Genomic DNA, 19,762 nt, shown 5'->3' with positions numbered 1-19,762 from the left:
AACAAGGAGGAAATCAATGATCGCATATCTGTTCCCTGGACAAGGAGCTCAAGTAAAAGGTATGGGCGAAGGACTGTTTGATGAATTTCCAGAATTGGTTGCCAAAGCGGATGCAGTTCTTGGTTATTCTATTCAGAAGCTGTGCCTTGAAGACCCTGCCAACCAGCTTGGGCAAACGGATTTTACCCAGCCAGCCCTATTCGTCGTAAACGCTTTAAGCTATCTGAAAAAAATAAGAGAGACCGGAAGAAAACCCGATTATGTTGCAGGACATAGCTTGGGTGAATATAATGCTTTATTTGCCGCGGAAGCGTTTGATTTTGAAACCGGCTTGAAGCTGGTCCAAAAAAGAGGAGAGCTGATGGCTCGGGCTACTGGTGGCGGAATGGCGGCAGTTTTAGGCTTGAAAGAAGAAGTGTTTCGGGAAGTAATGGAGAAAAATAAATTAATAGAGCTCGATGTTGCCAACTATAATTCGCCCAGCCAGATTGTCATTTCAGGGCCAAAGGAACTGATTGAGCAGGCGAAACCGATTTTTGAAGATGCAGGAGCCAGAAATTATGTGGTTTTGAATGTAAGTGGAGCATTTCACTCCAGGTATATGGAAAATGCCAAACAGAAATTTGAGGCCTATGCGGCGCCATTTGAATTCTCGAACATCAAAATACCCGTTATTTCCAATGTCCATGCCAGACCCTACAAGCAGCAGGACTTAAGAAGCACGCTGATCAACCAGATTGTAAGCCCGGTCAAGTGGTCGGAGAGTATACGGTATCTGATGGGTAAAAGTGTAACCCAGTTTATCCAAATCGGGCCTGGAAATGTTGTGGCAGGATTGGTTAATGCCATACAACGAGAAGCCGAGCCATTGATCGTGACAGAGGTTGAAGACCGAAACGAACAGATACAGAAGAGGATGTCGAAGGAGACGTTGAGAAATGATGAATCGATATTCGAAAAGCGACAGGCTCCCAGAACAAAATCCGGTCATGACGTACTGGAATCCAGCAAACGATTTACGGCAGAGTCTCTTGGGCATAGCGAATTTAAACAAGATTACGGAATTAAGTATGCGTATCTTATAGGCTCTATGTACAAGGGAATCTCCTCAAAAGAGATGGTCGTAACAGCAGGAAAGGCAGGAATGATGGCATTTTTTGGAGCTGGGGGAGTGAAGATGGATGCTCTGGAGGAAACCATAAAGTATATTCAGAAGCAATTAAACCATGGCGAAGCCTATGGAATGAATCTGATTCATGTGCCGGACCACCCAGACATAGAAAATAACATCGTTGATTTGTACATAAAATACGGTGTTAGAAATATTGAAGCCTCTGCGTTTATGAGTATCACACCTTCTTTGGTTAGGTACAGGCTGAAGGGGCTGAGACGGAATGCACAGGGAAATGTTACGCCACAGAACAGAATTATTGCGAAAGTATCCAGGCCAGAGGTTGTTGAAGCCTTCCTGAGTCCTGCGCCTCAGAATATTATCAATAAGCTGCTGGCGGAAAATAGGATCAGCCGGGAAGAAGCGATGATGGGGATGGAAATTCCCATGGTAGATGATTTGTGCGTCGAGGCTGACTCAGGTGGGCATACTGACCATGCAGTTGCTTATGTATTGGTCCCGCTGATGCTTCAGATGAGGGATGAAGCGATTCGAAAGTATAAATACAATAAAAGTATAAGGGTAGGGGCGGCCGGGGGAATAGGGACCCCACAAGCTGCAGCGGCGGCGTTTATACTGGGTGCTGATTTTATCATGACGGGTTCAATCAATCAGTGCACAGTTGAAGCAGGGACGAGTGATGAAGTAAAAGATTTGCTTCAGCAGTTAAACATTCAGGATACGGACTACGCTCCAGCAGGGGATATGTTTGAAATGGGCGCAAAAGTTCAGGTTATGAAAAAAGGAGTGTTTTTCCCAGCCAGGGCGAATAAATTATATGATCTTTACCGTAATTATAATTCCATAGATGAAATTGATAGAGAAACAAAACAATATATTGAAGAAAAATATTTTAAGAAGAGTATTGAACAAGTCTACGAAGATATTAAAGCTTATTACCCGCCTGAAATCATTGAAAAAGCTGAAAGAATCCCGAAACGGAAGATGGCCTTGATATTTAGATGGTACTTTACTTATTCTACTCGACTTGCCATTAATGGCGACAAAAACAATAGGGTCGATTATCAAGTACACTGCGGGCCAGCCCTCGGCGCTTTTAATCAATGGGTTAAGGGGACAGATCTTGAGAATTGGAAGAATAGACATGTTGACGATATAGGACAAAAAATAATGGTTGAGACTGCAGAGCACCTGAATGAAAGATTTACAGCATTAACTGCTAGTCTCCTTACAGTCTAGTTGAAATCAAGTAATGGCGGGAAGCTAATAATAAAGTTAGCATGTTCTAACCGAATAAGCCCATGGCGGGATTCATACAAAATTGAATGACAATACCTGCAACAGACCATGGGTTACATCATTGAAACCATTTAGATATTAGGGTAAAAGAAAGAGGGTGTTTTCGTGCATAGATATAGAACTCATAACTGTGGAGAGCTGAATCAGACGCATGTCGGGGAAATCGTGAGAATTGCAGGCTGGGTTAAAAATATTCGTAACCTCGGTGGGATTGTTTTTATTGACCTTAGGGATCATTATGGGGTTACGCAAATCGTTGTCTCTGATCCTAATGAATTAAAGGATTTCGTATCCAAGATCAGCAGGGAATCAACCATTTCTGTCGTAGGAACTGTATGTCACAGGTCCGCAAGCACGATCAGTCCCCAAATGAAAACCGGATATATTGAAGTCGTTGCCAAGGAGATAGAAGTGTTAGGGAAGGTCATGAACCCATTGCCTTTTGAAGTATCTTCAGCACATGAAGCCCGGGAAGATTTAAGATTAAAGTATCGTTTCCTGGATCTGCGCAATGAAAATCTACATGATAATATTGTACTTCGCTCTAAAGTCATTCAAAGTATCCGAAAAAAGATGATTGATTTGGATTTTTTAGAGATTCAGACACCGATTCTGACAAGTTCATCTCCAGAGGGCGCCAGAGACTATTTAGTTCCTAGTAGAGTGCATCCAGGTCAATTTTATGCCTTGCCTCAGGCACCTCAACAATTCAAACAACTATTAATGGTCTCCGGCTTTGATAAATATTTTCAAATTGCTCCGTGCTTTAGAGATGAGGATGCAAGAGCAGACAGATCACCCGGTGAGTTTTATCAGCTGGATTTGGAAATGGCTTTTGCTACACAGGAAGATGTTTTTAATGTAGTTGAAAATATGCTGTATGAAGTTTTTTCTGAATTTACACATTTTAAAATTTCAAAGCCTTTTAGTAGAATTCCCTATCAAGAAGCCATGCTCAAATATGGGAGCGATAAACCTGATTTAAGAAATCCATTAATTATCCATGATGTTACAGAGCTTTTTACAGAGAGTGATTTTAAAGTGTTTAAAAATAAAACGATACGAGTTATTGCTACTCCTGGTTGTGAAGCACAGCCAAGAAGCTTTTACGACGATATCGTGAACTTTGCTATGGAGGCTGGAGCGAAAGGTCTTTCATGGATTAAGTTTAATGATGATATGTCTCTCAGCGGCTCGATTGCAAAGTTTATACCGGAGAAGGTAAAGAACGAACTGATCAATGTAACGCAAGCTGGTCCGGGATATGCACTGTTTTTTGCTGCCGATGAGCTTAAAAATGTCGAAAAAATAGCTGGCGCTGTCCGAAACCAATTAGGCAAAAGGCTGGATTTATTGGAAAAGGATACGTTTAGGTTTTGCTGGATCGTTGATTTCCCCATGTTTGAATTGGACCCTGATACTCAAAAAATAGAGTTTAGCCATAATCCGTTTTCAATGCCGCAAGGCGGTATGGAGGCGCTGCTAAATATGAACCCTCTGGATATCCTGGCGTACCAATATGATATTGTATGTAATGGAATTGAATTGTCCTCGGGGGCTGTCCGTAACCACGATACAGAGATTATGGTAAAAGCCTTTGAGATTGCAGGTTATACATATGAAGAGATCAAGAGTAAATTTCCTGCACTCTTTAATGCTTTTCAATTTGGGGCACCCCCTCACGCAGGTATAGCACCTGGAATTGATAGGATTGTAATGATCCTTGCAAATGAATCGAATATTCGAGAGGTTATTGCTTTTCCAATGAACAGTAAAGCACAGGATGTATTAATGGGAGCCCCTTCAGAGGTTACTGACAAACAATTGAGAGATGTTCATATAAAATTGGCAAATGCCAAGCCACAAACAGAATGAACGGATTCAACAAGATACTGCAAGCAAAGCTGAATCCAGCACGCAATTAAATCCGATTGAGTGAGCTAAAAACTCTCCCTGCTAGAAGCAGAGGAGAGTTTTTTTATGTAGCTTAGATTGTTCAATTTAGGTTAGTAGCAACTGCTGCAACCTTTCTATCGTGAACCACGTCAAGAAGTTGTTAACGGCCAAGCGGCCTAATTCAACTACAAGGTGGAACTTAACATGAGCATGAGAAATAGTGCAATCGCAGCCCTTACGACTATAGCTCTGCTGTCCTTCTCGATTGGAGGTCATTTGTCTGCGGCAGACAGTCAATTCAAGGATTTGGGCCATGTAAATGGCAAAGAAAAAATCATATCCCTTAAAGAGCGGGGGTTACTTAAAGGTGCCTCTGACACGCAGTTTCTCCCCTCATCTAAAGTAACCGCTGCCCAAGGCATTCAGTTGATCTCGGGCGGACTTCAGCTTAGTTTGGCCGCCATTGATTTGAACCAGGCGCCGCAGGCGAGTGGACTGTTTACCCAGGTTAGGGATACCGCCTGGTACGCCGAAGCTTTTATTAACGCGTATTATAACGGTGTAGACATTCCAAAAGAAATCAATCCTGCCAAAGCACTAACCAAAGAAGAGTTCACTCACATGTTGATTCAGGGCATGGAAAAAGCAGGTGCTCTTCCCATGATTAAAATCGCACCTGCAAATATTGCGGATGACAGCGAGCTGGAGCCTTCTTACCAAGGCAGCATTCAACGCTCGCTAGTGTACAAGGTCAATGCCCTGGATGGGAAAGGAAATTTCCATCCCAAAAGTGCGATTACACGTGCCGAAGCTGCTGTTATGTTATACAATGCATTGGAATACCTGAATGCTCATCCAAAGTCGTAACCAATACAGCAATAAAGAGCTTTACTTCTGAGGAATTTAAGCATTCAGTTACTTGACATCAATACCGTGAATGCTATAATAAGGAAATCGAATTTAGACCCCGCGGTAGTTGACTATCGTAAGAATACTTTTCTGGTCCTTCGGCATAGAAACACAAGTAACGAATAAATAAGCTGGCTCCGGATGAGGGGTCAGCTTTATTTGTTTGTACAAAAGTTAACAGCTTTCACAGATTTACATATTGAGAGGAGACAGCAGTATGTTTGGGAATGACTGGGATGATGTACTACGGGAAGAGGTCAAAAAGCCTTACTTTGATGAATTAAGGTATACGTTAGCTCGAGAGTACAAGTTACATAAGGTATATCCTCCAAAGGAAGATTTGTTTTCAGCACTCAAATTAACGCCATATCATCTGACCAAAGCGGTTATATTAGGGCAGGACCCATATCATGGAGAGGGACAAGCTCACGGCTTGAGCTTTTCGGTTAGACCCGGTGTGCGTACACCGCCGTCTCTACAAAATATATACAAGGAGCTGCGCGATGATGTCGGCACTCCCATTCCGAATCAGGGATACCTCGTTCCTTGGGCGGAGCAAGGTGTGCTGCTGCTGAACAACGTGTTGACCGTGCGCGAAGGACAACCGCAATCTCATCAGGGAATAGGTTGGGAACGTTTCACGGATGCTGTCATTGAAGCGATTAATGAACGTGAACAGCCGGCAGTGTTCATTTTGTGGGGGAGCCATGCTCAGAAAAAAGCAAGCTTCGTGAATACCAGCAAACATTTGGTGCTGAAATCTGCTCATCCGAGTCCATTGGCGGCTCATAGAGGTTTTTTTGGCAGCAAGCCTTTTTCACGTACCAATGCATTTTTGCAAGAGCATGGAATGGAACCGATTCGGTGGGAGATTCCTAACCGCTAGCACGGGAGGTGAGGACATGCGTCAATGGAAGGGACGTCAGGTCATTTTATATCACGGCAACAACGGTCATACCCAGAAGGTGCGCGGCACACTTGAAAAATGGGATGATGTACGAAAATGCGTTATTTTGGGCCCGAAAATGCTGGCTATTCCTTTTGAAAATATTACGCATATTACCATGCTTCCTCCGGGACGTGAGCGTAAAAGCCGCCAGCCAGCGAGGCTGAACGCTTTCGGTTATGTAATGAATGTTCCGTTACAGTTTGATAATGCCATTCATTTTCAGTCGGCGGTGACGATTTGGAGAGATGATCAACTGATTGCTTATAATGTAAAGCTGGTTAGTCACTCGGCAGACCATGTGACTCTTGAGGATGGACAAACCTTATCCAAGGCAGAGCATTTATTTGTAGTGAGGTCACTGCGTGGCGAACTTTAACTGTTATAATTCACCTTTTTTTGATGAAGGGTTCAATTTAGTTAGCTGCTTACCGATAAAAGATAATGGGATTGTTAATAATATCCTGTTTTATAGAATGAAACCAAGGGAGAGAAACGAATGGAGCGTATGAAACGTATGAGCAAACGGAGTACCTTCTTACTTGCTTTGCTGATGTTTGTATTCGCAGCATGGCCAGCAGGTTTGATCCGGGCTGAGGAGAAAACGACCTCCACAGTACAGTGGGACAGTCAAAATCCAACCACAATCAATCTGGGTGGAAGCCCCGCTCAATTAAAAGTGTGGTCTGTGACGGAGACTGGTAAAACGGATGTAACCAAAGAAGCTGAATGGATCTCCGGGGACTCAAGTATTTTAAAGGTAGAAAAGGGACTCATTACCCCAGTGTCCAAAGGGCAGATTAAGATTGTTGCCACATATGGTCAGAAAACGGTAAGTACGACGATTACGGTAAAATCACCTTACAGCAAGCTGCAATTCAATCCGACGGGTCCACTGAATCTGACTATTGGCGGAGAATCGAAGCAACTGACTGCTCAAGGTGTGCTTAGCGGAGGTGGCACGGAAAATGTGTCCGGCGTGGAATGGACATCCACGAATGAAGCTGTTGCTACCGTAGAAAATGGACTTGTACGTCCTCTTGCCAAAGGCGTGACTTATATAAAAGCCGCCAAAGATGGACTGAATGCACAATTGATCGTGTATGTTCGTTCTTCATCCCAGGCACTGGTACTGAGTGAGACTGGCTCCAAATCGGTCTATATGGGTAGCTCCCCCATTCAGGTTACTGCAACCGATGTGAACCTGACTGGCGGCAAAACAGATGTGACCAACACAGCAGAATGGACTTCCTCTAATTCGCTGGTTGCCACTGTAGAGCAAGGGAAAATCACACCGATGGATGTAGGGAATTCGACGATTACAGCTTCCTATCATGGTTTGAGTAAGACTCTGAAGATTAATGTACTTCCAACTGTCGAAAAACTGGTCTCAAGCAAAGCCAGTCTGGCTCTTGAAACTGGCAGCAAAACATCTCTTCCGAGTATATCTGCTTATTTGGTCAATGGAGCCAAAAAAGCAGTTCAATCCGATGTAAAATGGAGCTTAAGCAGTGAGAGTGCAGTCAAAATTGCAAATGGTAAACTGGTAGCAGTAAACCCAGGTAGTGCAACATTGACAGCGACAGTAGGTGCGCTAAAGCTGGATATTCCAGTGACCGTACAATATAAGGTTCTTAAGCTGACGGCTTCTGAGAAAAAATATGTATTGGTTGCAGGCCAAGAAACGAGTATTCCGACTGTAAAAGCACACATGGCTGGTGGCGGAGTACTGGATGTGACCAACCAGGTAAGCTGGGTAGCTACAACAGCCGCAGTTACAGTGGGAAATGGCAAAGTAAAAGCGGTGAGTGGTGGAAACTCGGGAATCAAGGCAATGTATATGAATAAATACGTGAAAGTGCCTGTCATTGTGGAGGGAGCCATTTCTACATTGACACCAAGTTTTTCGAATGCAGAGATGAATTTGAAGGGAAGTAAGTCCATCAAAGTCGTCGGCAATTATACAGATGGTAAAAAAGTTACCCTGAGCAGTAAAGTGAAATGGACAACATCGAATGCTTCTGTAGTGGTCGTAAAAGGGTCTTCCATTAAAGCTGTTGGAATTGGAACAGCAACCATTACGGGTACGTACCAGGATAAGTCGTTTAACGTGGAGATTAAGGTTACACCTAAGTTGCTTAAGCTGGTATTGAGCAATAAAAACCTGAAGCTGCCTAAGGGCTCATCTCAAGTGCTTAGCGTGAGTGCAGTTTATGATTCAGGCGCGACTGCGAATGTGACCAATTCAGCGGTGTGGACATCCTCCAAACCGTCGATCGTACAGGTTACAGCTGGTCAGGTGAAGGCCTTGGATAGCGGAAGCTCCAGTATTAAAGTAGTCTATGGTGGTAAGAAGGTAACGACGTCTGCCAAAGTGTTAAAATAGTCTACGTACATTGCCAAATCTGGCGTATACCAAACAAATAAACCCCCGGTCCAAAGACCGGGGGTTTTATTTTCAGCTTATTCTACGCCGTCCTGATAATGATTTTTCCAGTGCTTATCGCCTTTGTGCGCGAAATCTTCAACTGTTTTCTCCAGAGTAGCTACTAGTTGGGCTTTAATCTCAGCGATTGTGTCACGAAATAATCTTTCTTCCGTACCGTTGATTTTTTCACCATATAAAGCTTGAGCAGCTACAAATTGACGATGTTGTTCTACAAAACTGTCAATCGAATGCAATGCATGCTCCACGTATTGTGAAATGCTATGATGCTCGTTAGGCAGTTGTAATTTTAATTCCTTAACTCTGTTTAATAATGCCATGATGATCACCTCGTGCGTTTTGTTATGTCAATAATTATACATCATTTTCGGAAAAATTTCATTAAATTTCGGTTAAATTGTGACTTTTATTATGTCATGATTGCATTTTCAATGGTGATCAGTCCTAATCTCGGAATTTTGTGCTTTTTTCTTGGTATCGTGATTTCAAAATTTAAAATATATGATACGAAGACAATGTAAGAGCAAGCTGCGACAGCTGTCTTTCTGACATGCTATAATGGGGAAAAAGCCCAGTCGGAAAGGTTGTCAGTATGGTATGAAGCTTTTTAAAGGTTTATTTTGGGGAATTCTGATTAGTCTTCTCCTGTGGTGCGCCTTGTTTGGGCTTGTCCGCTGGATGACTCATTAAGTCGTTCTCTGTATCTTATACAATAACTCTTGCGACTGTATCCACGTCATTAACGGAAATCGTATATACGTGTTCATCATCGTAGAGCTTGAATTGCTGAGTTTCTTGGTCAGATAGGAGCTTAGGCCAGCCAATTACGGTATTTCCATTCAGTAACCGGATTACAACAGCTTGCATTTGGCTCACGGCCAGTTTGATCTCATCGTTCATTCGTACAACCTCCTCTCTATACTATTTGTCGTCGGATATTTAACCTTTTTTTATAGTCGGTAAGGGGTTACAAAAAATAAAATCTGGGGATTACCTTAGCTGAAGGTCATTTACTGGAATAGCTTGAAAGGAAGAGGGAAATTGAAGAAAAAGTTGCTAAGTTTTATAGCCTTAGTGTTGCTAGCTGTGGGAGCGTACTGGTTTGAAGGAGACAATCTTTTTACGAAAATAACAGGAGAGAACCCGCCTTCATCAGCTCAGGTAACGCTGCAATTTCCGTCAGGTCGTTATCCTGAAACGGCGCAGCATATTAAGGAAGCCATTCAAGCGGGAAAATCACCAGTATGCACAATTGACCGGGAAGGAGCCGAGCAAAATCGTAAGCATTCACTTGCGGGTGTTCCTACTCGTAAAGGGTTTGATCGTGATGAATGGCCGATGGCTATGTGCTCAGAAGGGGGCAAGGGTGCAAATATCAAATACATAGCTCCTAAGGATAATCGTGGGGCAGGATCATGGGTCAGTCACCAGCTAGATCAGTACGAGGATGGGACTCGTGTAAAATTCGTTATTAAATAGTTTTTGATTTAGTGTTTTTACCTTTTAGCTCCTTAGATGTTTCCTGTTTGGCTTTAATCAGCGCCAAAAAATCAAAAAAATCACCTAGTGTATTGAAGCCGGCACCTAATATGGCCAGGTCTTCAGCAGATAGTTGATCTAACCATTCCATTTGCTTAGCGTCAAACATATTATCACCGCCAACCCTTAATAATGTATAGTATGTAGTGGCGGCAACGAAGGTCAGGGCTCTGGCATACCTTTTAAGTATGCCTGTTTTTTGTGCAGAGGATGTGTAAAACTCATGTTTAAATTTAATTTTTATACTAAAATCGTTTCCATCGTTATCGTATTGCTGATACCTGTGCTGCTTCTGTATGTCTACTCTAATCAGACAACGACAGGCGTATTACGTGAAGAACTGAATCAATCCAATTATAACCAGCTGACTTTTTTTCAAAACCAGGTGAATACGAATATTGAAATGATTTCCTCCTGGCCGCATCTGCTGATTCATGATCCTGATGTAGCCAGTTTCCAAGCAATTTTTTTAAAGGATAAGACTCTCAACCTGGATGGAATTAACCTTGTCAAGCGGATTCAAACCAAGCTTGGGCTTCAGGAAAGCTCTTCGAACTGGAGAACAGGGCTGAGTATATATTCTCCTTCGCTTGGACGAGTTGTATCGGAGAATGGAGCCAGTTATTATGATCAGAAGAAATTAAGCCAATCGATTACAAACGGCTGGCAGGTATCTAAAAAAAGAGTGTACGGTAAGGATCAATTTATATTTTCATTGTATACCTTATCCCCGTTTTCCTCACTAGCCAATCCAGAAACCGCTAACACGATTATTAAAGTGGAATTCGATAGCAGCAACATTCAGGACATGCTTGACCGCTTTAAAGGCGACGGACGAAAGGAGCCTTTTTATTATAAAAAAGGTGTAGGCGTGATTTACAATCGCTCTGCAAACGAAGAATTGTCAAGCCAGCTGATTGCGAAACTGGAGAAATTGGGATTACATGAAGTTGATAATTTGACCGTGAAAATTGGAGAAGAGAGTTACCTTGTTCACGCCGTTCTTTCGCAAACAACAGGTTGGTATTTGATTGACTACATGCCCTTGTCCGATATGATGTCTCCGATTTATTCATCTAACCGACTATTTTATATAACCGTTGTTGGCTCGCTACTGGTGGGGATCATTGGTGCTTATCTTCTTCACTCACAGGTACAAGTTCCGATTCTCCAGCTTGTGCGGGCGTTTCGGAGATTAAAGGATGGAGACTATGCTGTTCGTTTGAGTCCTAAGGGTAGTCATGAATTTGCATTTCTGTCACGTCAATTCAACCTGATGGTCGAACAGATTCAAGAGCTGTTTGAGAAGGTTTACGTTGAGAAGCTGCATGTAAAGGAAGCTCGTCTAAAGCAGCTCCAGTCTCAAATCAATCCCCATTTTTTTTATAATTGTTTTTCCTTTATTACGAGTATGGCAAAGCTGCGCAATCATGAGGCGGTCGTGGCTATGGCTCATAATTTGTCCAAATATTATCGCTATACGACAAGACAGGAAAGAGATTTGGTTCCTTTATCGGATGAAGTCGAGTTTGTGCAATATTATTTGAAAATTCAGCAGATGCGTATGCCACGGTTAACGTTCACTATTGACATTTCTTCACAGGCTCATAGTCTGCTGGTTCCACCGCTTGTATTGCAACCCCTGGTGGAAAATGCAGTGCTGCACGGAATAGAACCTCAGGCGGAGGAGGGGATCATCCGTATTATGACTGAGTGCATCGGCTCATCCATGTACTTGATTGTAGACGATAACGGACTCGGTTTGAGTGAAGAGGATATAACATCCCTCACTTTAGCACTTGAGAAGCCTGTAGAGGAGAAAAGTGGCTATGGTTTATGGAATGTGCATCAACGAATGCGATTACATTTTGGTGAAAACGCCGGGCTGGAATTCTCGTTGTCTCCGTTGGGAGGATTAAGAGTGATTTTAAAATGGCCACTGTCAATTGAAGAAGGGCAGGAAGACAGGTTGATCCATTCTTCATCAAATTCAAGAAATAGTTAAATTGGAGGATACTGATGGTTCAGATATTACTAGTCGATGATGAGAGTTATGTTACTGAAAGCCTGGCGGCTACCATACCGTGGGAGTCATTGGGAATTGAGAGGGTACATCAAGCAGCTTCAGCCTTGGCAGCAGTAGATGTGCTGGAAGCGCATGATATTGATATTCTGGTTACGGACATTCGTATGCCTGGCATGACGGGATTAGAGCTGATTGTTGAAGTAAACGAACGTTGGCCGCACATCCGAAGTTTATTACTGACAGGCTATGCTGATTTTGAATACGCTAAAAAAGCGCTCCAGCTTAAGGCTTTTGATTACATATTAAAGCCGGTAGATGATGATGAGTTTATCAAATGTGTGTCAGCTGCTATGGATTCGCTAAAGGAAGAATGGGAAGCATTCGACAAGGTTCATCAATTACAATACAGTCGCAGGAACGATTTCGGTGTGCTGCGCACTCATTTGATGCACGATTTGTTACTCGGGCGTGATTTGACTGTACAGAAAATAACGGACAAAATGTCCGAATATGAAATCAAGCTACGTACAGAACATCCTGCCAGTATGCTGCTTATTCAGTTGGGCAAGCATTTTTCTGATATGGATTATCACTCAGTGTCCTTAATTGAGTATGCGATTGGAAATATTGCAGAAGAAGTGTTTGCTCCTGATTTTCATGTTTGGCATTGCAAAGCGCCACATGATTGCCTAATCGTGTTAATTGAAGGGAATTGGGATTTATTTGCTGAAAGGACTGTGGATGAACAGAATCATTTTTTGCGTGCAGCGATTGAGACCTTTCGAAAAAATGTGAGCAATTACTTGAAAGGTGAAATTTACGTCACATTAACGAATTGGTTTCATTTCCCGGATGAGCTGCCTAAGCTATATCAGACAGCAATCAGATCCTTATATTGGAACCAACAGGAGGAAACGAATCCACTGCTATTCATAGAAGAGCAGACAGAACAGTCACATAGCTCAGTGAAGTCGCTGGAAGGGCTTTATACGCACCCTACGCTTACTCATCTGCTAGAGTCCAGGCAATGGGAAGAGGCCGAAGCAAAATTAAGCCGTGTATTTGGCAAAATGGAAGAGGCAGGTTATACACGCGAGCATTTGTATGAACTGTTTATTTCGGTAACGAGCGCCTTTATGTATACAGCTCACAAACAAGGACGCTTCATTACACAAATGGACCAGGTAGGCTTCGATCCGTTACATGCGCAGAAATTGGTTCATTCGTTTCCCCACCTCAAAGAGTGGATATTTTCCATGATGAACAAGCTTAAAGCCGAGTGGTCCGCAAGCGAGCAAAGCGCCAAAAGCTATGTGGTCAAGCAGGTTCAGGAGTTGATCGCTCAAGATAAAGGACAGGAGCTGTCTGTTAAGACGATTGCCGATCAGGTCTATCTTCATCCCGTCTATTTGTCCAAAATCTATAAAGCCGAAACTGGGGAAGGCCTGGGAGATTATATTATCCGAATGAGAATGGAACGGGCTCTTTATTTGCTCAAATATTCCAACAAAAAAATATATGAAATAACAACTGAACTCGGTTATCAGAATCCCCAATATTTCAGCAAGATGTTCAAAAAACATTATGGAATGACTCCGCATGAATTTCGGGACCAGTAAAGACGAATGAGTAAAGATCAGTTGGGAAAGGTGCAGAAATATTTATTTTGTGACATAGGCTGCTAAGAAAAGCCCTCTTATAATAAAAGAGTAGAAAATGATTTTTAGAGGGGGAACAAGATGCGAGTTCATTCGAAGAAAAAGCTATTGTCGTTGCTCGCCGCAACTATGGTATTAGGGGTTGGCCTTGTGGGCTGCTCAGGTGCAGGAAATGATGGGAATGCGGACAGTACAGCTAAAACTGAAAACGTATACAAAGAAAAATACAACCCAGAAGTTACAATATCCACGGTATGGGGTGTAGATCCCGCCTTAAAATTTAAAAATGGCGAATCTATCGAAAATAACGTTGCGACGAAATGGGCCAAAGAGAAATTTGGTATTAATATAAAATCACTCTGGTCTGTCACGGATACCAACGGTGCGTTTGCTACCAAGCTGCGGTTGGCGATGTCCTCTGGTCAGGAGATGCCTGATGTCGTTGTACTGGGAACGGAGAATGAGCAGCTGGCCCAGGATATGATCGACTCCGGTATGTTCGCTGAAGTTGGCCCGTTGTTTGATAAATATGCTTCGGATTCTTGGAAGCAGGCCATGAGTCAGGATACGAATGTATGGAATCAGTATAGCCGGGATGGTAAAAAAATGGGTATCCCTGTGCTTGATTTCGCCTATAACCATGATTATGTATTGTGGGTACGACAAGATTGGTTGGATAAGCTGGGGATGAAGGCTCCTGAGACGATGGATGATCTGGAAAAAGTGATGGATGCCTTTAAAAATAAAAATCCGGACGGATTAGCTCCGGACAAAGTGACCCCGCTCAGCATCGGTTTCAAAACATCTATGAACACTTGGATGGGTGACCCATCCTGGATTTTCGGGGCTTATGGCACACTACCCCAGCAGTGGAACAAAAGTGCAAACGGCAGCTTGGAATATGGCTCTGTCCAGCCTGGCATGAAGCCGGGTCTGCAAAAACTGAGCGAGTGGCTCAAAAAAGGATATATCCCTCAGGAAGCAGCATTATGGGATGAAAATAAAACGACAGAACCTACAGTTGCAGGGACAGCCGGGATGATTCCTGGGCCATATTGGATGAGCGGCTGGCCGCTTCAAGATACGGTTAAAAATGCGCCGAGTGCTGTATGGAAGCCGATCAAGATTCCAGCTGGACCTGACAACAAAGCTATGCGCCATGGAACGCAGTACACCAATGGTGTCGTACTCATCAACAAACAAATGCAGCATCCTGAAGCCTTCTTCACATATCAAAATTACTTGTTTGATCATTATGCAAATGCCAAACCGGACGGTGATTTGTCGAATGGGCTGTTTAAGGGCTACGATTATGATTTAGATGCCAATGGAAAGCTGGTGTCTATTGATAAAATACCGGGTGGTTATGTAAACACTATTCGTTATTTGTTGGTTCGTGATGGTGCACGTATCCCTGATGCCCAAATGAAGGCTTTGTTAAGCTTGGCTGACGGTGCAGAACCGAAAACCAGACTGGAGAAAGATGTGATGGTGAATTACGGGAAAGACACTCCTGCAGCGGCCAAAGTGCTTATGGAACAGAAAGATATCTCCATGAAGGATCAGTTCACGGGACCAACTACGCCAACGATGAAGGCTAAAAAGGATTATCTGGATAAGATTGAAAGCCAGACGTTCAATGAAATTATTTATGGCAAACAGCCGATTTCCGCTTTTGATACCTTTGTACAGACGTGGAAAGCCGCTGGTGGCGAACAAATTACAAAGGAAGTAAACGAATGGTATAAGAGCGTCGAAAAGTAAAAGTTGTCGATGGTGTAAAACAGATTGAAAAAGGCTGTCCCAAGGTGGACAGCCTTTTTACTTCAGCTTCATATGGATTAAATAAAAATGATTGCTTTTGTGCCATGTATGTTGGTTTTTTGAACTGTTGGGACTGCGAAAACGCTTTTATAATTGAGGTATACCATGAGAGTTACAGGAGGAACTGCAATGAGAAGTCTGCAACGTACGTGGCCATTTCATATCATGCTGCTGCCAGCCATCATTTTCTTAATTGTATTCAGCTACATTCCAATGGGCGGCATCGTGATGGCCTTTCAAAATTACAAACCTTGGCTAGGCATAACTGGTTCTGAATGGGTTGGACTGGATAATTTCCGCTTTTTGTTCCAACGGGAGGACAGTCTTCAGGTCGTATGGAATACGCTGATTATTGCTGTGTTAAAGATGTTTTTCAATCTGCTGGTTCCGTTTGTTTTTGCTATCCTGCTGAATGAAATTCGCAAGGTCGGACTTCAGCGCTCCATTCAGACATTGGTGTATCTGCCACATTTTCTGTCCTGGGTAATCTTGGGTGGGATTCTGATTGATCTGTTGGCTACTGACGGATTTATGAACCAGATTCTTGGAAGTATAGGAATCCAGCCTATCTTCTTTCTGGGAGATAACAACTGGTTTCGTTTTACCGTCATTGTATCGGACATATGGAAAGAGTTTGGCTACAATACCATCGTATTCCTCGCTGCACTGGCGGGTATCAATCCTTCGTTGTATGAGGCTTCTGAAATGGATGGAGCGAGCCGGTGGAGACAGACGCTGCACATTACTGTACCATCATTGATTCCGATGGTGGTCGTTGTTGGGACGCTTGCCCTTGGTAATGTTCTGAATGCTGGTTTTGACCAGATTTTCAACCTTTATAATCCGCTGGTATACCAAAAAGGCGATATTATTGACACATTCGTCTACCGGACAGCATTGATCAATGGGGAGATGGGCTTTGCTACCGCCATTGGGTTGTTCAAATCCGTTATCAGTATGATTCTCATTCTGATATCTTATCGGCTTGCTTACAAATGGGCAGGTTACCGCATATTCTGATTCCACGAGGCTGAAAGAGGGAGAGTCATGTATCATAAAACAACGCCATACCGCATTTTTAATGTGTTCAACATTTGCTTGCTTGTGATATTGTCTATCATGTGTATTGTTCCACTGATTCATGTATTGGCGGTATCGTTTAGTGCTAAATCAGCAGCAGATGCTAATCTGGTTGGACTGTGGCCAGTGCAATTTTCTTTAGAAGCCTATAAGAAGACGATGAATAACCCAATTTTTCTGCACTCCATCTGGATTTCCGTCTGCCGAACTGTCTTGGGAACCGGCTTGACGCTGCTGATTACCTTTTTAGCTGCTTATCCGCTTTCGAAGGAAACCACGGTGTTCCGTAGTCGCAACATTTATTCATGGCTGTTTGTATTTAGTATGATTTTTAACGGTGGTCTGGTTCCATTTTATATGGTTATTCAAAAGATTCATCTTATGGACAGCTTCTGGGTACTTGTATTGCCAGGAGCGGTCAATACATTTCTGGTCATTCTTATGCTGAACTTTTTCAGAGGTATCCCCAAAGAGATGGAAGAGGCGGCATTGATCGACGGAGCAGGGCATTTTCGGACATTGTTTAGTATTTTCTTACCGATATCCATGCCTTCCATTGCGACGATTGCGCTGTTCAGTATGGTATTTCATTGGAACTCATGGTTTGATGGTCTGCTCTATTTGAGCAATGCAAAGGATTATCCGCTGGCGACGTTCCTGCAAACTGTAATTATACAGAAGGATATGAGCTCCATGAGCATGAGTCCGAAAGAGATGGAATTACTGTCTCAGACGACGGTTAATGCAGCACAAATTTTCATTGGTGCAGCGCCTATTCTTATTGTATATCCATTTTTACAAAAGTATTTTGTTAAAGGTATGACGTTAGGTTCCGTCAAAGAGTAACAGAACTAATACAAGGAGATGATTTACAGTGACATATCCAAACATAACCAAGTACCCTCCCATTAGTGAGCGAGTTCCGCGTATGCTGCATGGAGCAGACTATAACCCGGAACAATGGCAGCAATATCCCGAGGTGTTAGCGGAGGATATCCGCTTGATGAAACTAGCCAAATGTAACGTGATGTCTGTCGGCATTTTCTCATGGGTATCCTTGGAGCCTGAGGAAGGTGTGTTTACGTTTGAATGGCTGGATCGTATTCTGGATTCGTTTGCTGAGAACGGAATCTATGCGTTTTTGGCCACTCCGAGCGGAGCAAGACCAGCCTGGATGTCACAAAAATATCCCGAGGTGCTGCGTGTAGGGGTTAACCGTGTCCGTAACTTGCACGGGTTTCGACATAACCACTGTTATACGTCGCCTGTATACCGGGAAAAAGTACGTATCATGAATACGGAGCTGGCTGAGCGATATGCTAATCATCCTGCTGTTATTGGCTGGCACATTTCCAATGAATTTGGTGGAGACTGTCACTGTGATTATTGTCAGGAGGCGTTTCGCACTTGGGTGCAGGATAAATATGGTACGCTGGATCAGCTTAATCATTCATGGTGGACAACATTTTGGAGTCATACAGTTACAGATTGGAGCCAAGTCGAATCTCCAGCACCTCATGGTGAAACGCAGGTTCATGCCATGAATTTGGACTGGAGACGATTTGTAACCGAACAGACCGCAGATTTTATCAAGCATGAGATTGTGCCGCTTAAGGCTGCAAATCCGGACATTCCAGTCACAACCAATTTAATGGAGTTTTTCGAAGGATTGAATTACTGGAAGTTTGCTGATCTGCTCGATGTTATATCCTGGGATAGTTATCCGACCTGGCATGACCGTGAAGGAGATGATAGCCGGCAGGCTGCAAGAGTGGCAATGATGCACGATATTATTCGCTCCATTAAAGGTGGGAAGCCTTGGATGCTCATGGAAAGTACGCCAAGTTTGACAAACTGGCAAGACGTTAGCAAGCTGAAGCGACCGGGCATGCATCTGCTATCGTCTTTACAGGCTGTGGCGCACGGCTCAGACACTGTTCAATATTTTCAGTGGCGGAAAAGCCGCGGTTCGAGTGAAAAGCTGCATGGTGCAGTCGTCGATCATGTAGGACACGAGCATACTCGGGTATTCGGGGATGTGACAGATGTCGGTCATGCGCTGGAAAAACTGGAAGAGGTGATCGGTACATCCGTACCGGCTGAGGCCGCAGTCATTTTTGATTGGGAGAACCGTTGGGGAATCAACGATTCACAGGGGCCGCGGAACAAAGGCGTGAAATATGAGGAGACAGCTGAAGCACATTATTTGGCATTGTGGGAGCAGGGAGTGCCAGTAGATGTCATTCATATGGATGCAGATTTCTCCAAATATAAACTTTTGGTCGCTCCGATGTTGTATATGGTCCGCAGCGGTGTAGGGGAGCGCATACAGAAGTTTGTTGAAAACGGGGGCACATTCGTAGCAACCTATTGGTCCGGCATTGTGGATGAACATGATTTGTGCTTCCTTGGAGGCTTTCCAGGACCGCTTCGTAAGACGCTGGGAATCTGGTCGGAAGAGATTGATGGATTGCATGATCATGATCGTAACTACATTATACCGATTGAAGGCAATGAGTTGGATCTACGGGAGGAGTATGAAGCTGTAGAATTGTGCGATCTCATTCATACGGAGGGTGCAGAGGTACTGGCTAAGTACGGGACAGACTTTTATGCAGGACGTCCAGCTTTGACGGTGAACCGTTTGGGACAGGGAAAAGCTTATTACATCGCATCACGCAACACCGGACTATTCCATAGTCATTTTTACAAGAGTTTAATTGATGAGGCAGGTCTCAGTAAAGCACTCGATGTGCAGTTGCCACATGGAGTGAACACAGCGATTCGTACCGATGGAGTTCATGATTATATTTTTGTAATGAATTTTACGCATGAGCCGCAAGAGATTACACTGGATGGACGAACTTATACGGATATGCTTGAAAATCTTGTGATAGCAGACAGCAGCGTTCAATTGGGTGCCTATGCTGTTAAGGTTCTAAAGACAGAGCGCAATAATTAGAACACGTTATACATGTGATCGCCGCTGATTCCCGAGTGAGGGAGC

The 19,762-nt window shown here is 43.4% G+C and carries 15 protein-coding genes and 1 pseudogene; 13 read left to right on the top strand and 3 right to left on the bottom strand.

Going from position 1 to position 19,762, the window contains the following annotated elements; translation table 11 throughout:
- Window positions 1-16 precede the first annotated feature (16 nt).
- From fabD to HFE01_RS09465, 6 genes are all read left to right on the top strand, one after another.
- The gene (fabD, locus tag HFE01_RS09490) at window positions 17-2,371 is read left to right on the top strand and encodes an ACP S-malonyltransferase (protein WP_167438154.1); all 2,355 of its coding nucleotides are present in this window, start codon (window positions 17-19) and stop codon (window positions 2,369-2,371) included.
- Window positions 2,372-2,536: 165 nt separating this feature from the next.
- Window positions 2,537-4,306: an aspartate--tRNA ligase gene (aspS, locus tag HFE01_RS09485; protein WP_107733336.1), complete on the top strand. Its 1,770-nt coding sequence runs from the start codon at window positions 2,537-2,539 to the stop codon at window positions 4,304-4,306.
- Between the two features lie 225 nt (window positions 4,307-4,531).
- Window positions 4,532-5,194 carry an S-layer homology domain-containing protein gene (locus tag HFE01_RS09480; RefSeq protein ID WP_102999180.1) on the top strand — a complete coding sequence of 221 codons (663 nt, stop codon included), beginning with the start codon at window positions 4,532-4,534 and terminating at the stop codon, window positions 5,192-5,194.
- A 259-nt stretch (window positions 5,195-5,453) separates the two neighbouring features.
- Window positions 5,454-6,122: a uracil-DNA glycosylase gene (locus HFE01_RS09475; protein WP_102999179.1), complete on the top strand. Its 669-nt coding sequence runs from the start codon at window positions 5,454-5,456 to the stop codon at window positions 6,120-6,122.
- 16 nt (window positions 6,123-6,138) lie between these two features.
- Entirely contained in the window at window positions 6,139-6,561 is a 423-nt protein-coding gene (locus tag HFE01_RS09470; protein WP_102999178.1) for a YolD-like family protein, read from the top strand.
- A 120-nt stretch (window positions 6,562-6,681) separates the two neighbouring features.
- Window positions 6,682-8,568, top strand: a complete 1,887-nt coding sequence (locus tag HFE01_RS09465) for an Ig-like domain-containing protein (protein ID WP_102999177.1) — start codon at window positions 6,682-6,684, stop codon at window positions 8,566-8,568.
- Between the two features lie 77 nt (window positions 8,569-8,645).
- On the opposite strand, the gene HFE01_RS09460 is transcribed toward HFE01_RS09465, so the two are convergent.
- Both HFE01_RS09460 and HFE01_RS09455 read right to left on the bottom strand, forming a co-directional pair.
- Window positions 8,646-8,948: a hypothetical protein gene (locus HFE01_RS09460; protein ID WP_013371923.1), complete on the bottom strand. Its 303-nt coding sequence runs from the start codon at window positions 8,946-8,948 to the stop codon at window positions 8,646-8,648.
- 385 nt (window positions 8,949-9,333) lie between these two features.
- Window positions 9,334-9,528 (bottom strand): hypothetical protein, encoded by a 195-nt coding sequence (locus tag HFE01_RS09455; protein ID WP_016822421.1) that lies wholly within the window; start codon window positions 9,526-9,528, stop codon window positions 9,334-9,336.
- A gap of 141 nt (window positions 9,529-9,669) precedes the next feature.
- On the opposite strand from HFE01_RS09455, the gene HFE01_RS09450 reads away from it, so the two are divergent.
- Window positions 9,670-10,107, top strand: coding sequence for a NucA/NucB deoxyribonuclease domain-containing protein (locus HFE01_RS09450; protein ID WP_102999176.1), 438 nt, complete (start codon window positions 9,670-9,672; stop codon window positions 10,105-10,107).
- On the opposite strand, the gene HFE01_RS09445 is transcribed toward HFE01_RS09450, so the two are convergent.
- Complete coding sequence (locus HFE01_RS09445; RefSeq protein WP_016822419.1) at window positions 10,100-10,276, bottom strand: hypothetical protein; 177 nt, start codon at window positions 10,274-10,276, stop codon at window positions 10,100-10,102. The genes HFE01_RS09450 and HFE01_RS09445 overlap by 8 nt on opposite strands.
- 114 nt (window positions 10,277-10,390) lie before the next feature.
- Here HFE01_RS09445 and HFE01_RS09440 point away from each other — a divergent pair.
- From HFE01_RS09440 to HFE01_RS09415, 6 genes and pseudogenes are all read left to right on the top strand, one after another.
- A pseudogene (locus HFE01_RS09440) lies at window positions 10,391-12,212 on the top strand (sensor histidine kinase).
- A complete protein-coding gene (locus HFE01_RS09435) occupies window positions 12,187-13,812 on the top strand; it encodes a response regulator transcription factor (protein WP_167437952.1) in 1,626 nt (541 codons plus the stop codon). The pseudogene HFE01_RS09440 and the gene HFE01_RS09435 overlap by 26 nt, the downstream one beginning before the upstream one ends.
- Window positions 13,813-13,932: 120 nt before the next feature.
- The gene (locus tag HFE01_RS09430; RefSeq protein WP_107733338.1) at window positions 13,933-15,615 is read left to right on the top strand and encodes a type 2 periplasmic-binding domain-containing protein; all 1,683 of its coding nucleotides are present in this window, start codon (window positions 13,933-13,935) and stop codon (window positions 15,613-15,615) included.
- A gap of 189 nt (window positions 15,616-15,804) precedes the next feature.
- Window positions 15,805-16,695 carry an ABC transporter permease gene (locus tag HFE01_RS09425; protein WP_040103380.1) on the top strand — a complete coding sequence of 297 codons (891 nt, stop codon included), beginning with the start codon at window positions 15,805-15,807 and terminating at the stop codon, window positions 16,693-16,695.
- A gap of 27 nt (window positions 16,696-16,722) precedes the next feature.
- Window positions 16,723-17,601 carry a carbohydrate ABC transporter permease gene (locus HFE01_RS09420; protein ID WP_016822415.1) on the top strand — a complete coding sequence of 293 codons (879 nt, stop codon included), beginning with the start codon at window positions 16,723-16,725 and terminating at the stop codon, window positions 17,599-17,601.
- 28 nt (window positions 17,602-17,629) lie between these two features.
- Window positions 17,630-19,717: a beta-galactosidase gene (locus HFE01_RS09415; protein ID WP_107733339.1), complete on the top strand. Its 2,088-nt coding sequence runs from the start codon at window positions 17,630-17,632 to the stop codon at window positions 19,715-19,717.
- Window positions 19,718-19,762: the final 45 nt, after the last annotated feature.

The sequence above is a fragment of the Paenibacillus sp. EKM10P genome (assembly GCF_011800655.1).
Classification (GTDB): Bacteria; Bacillota; Bacilli; order Paenibacillales; family Paenibacillaceae; genus Paenibacillus; species Paenibacillus polymyxa.
This window is presented reverse-complemented; position numbering and strand designations above follow the sequence as displayed.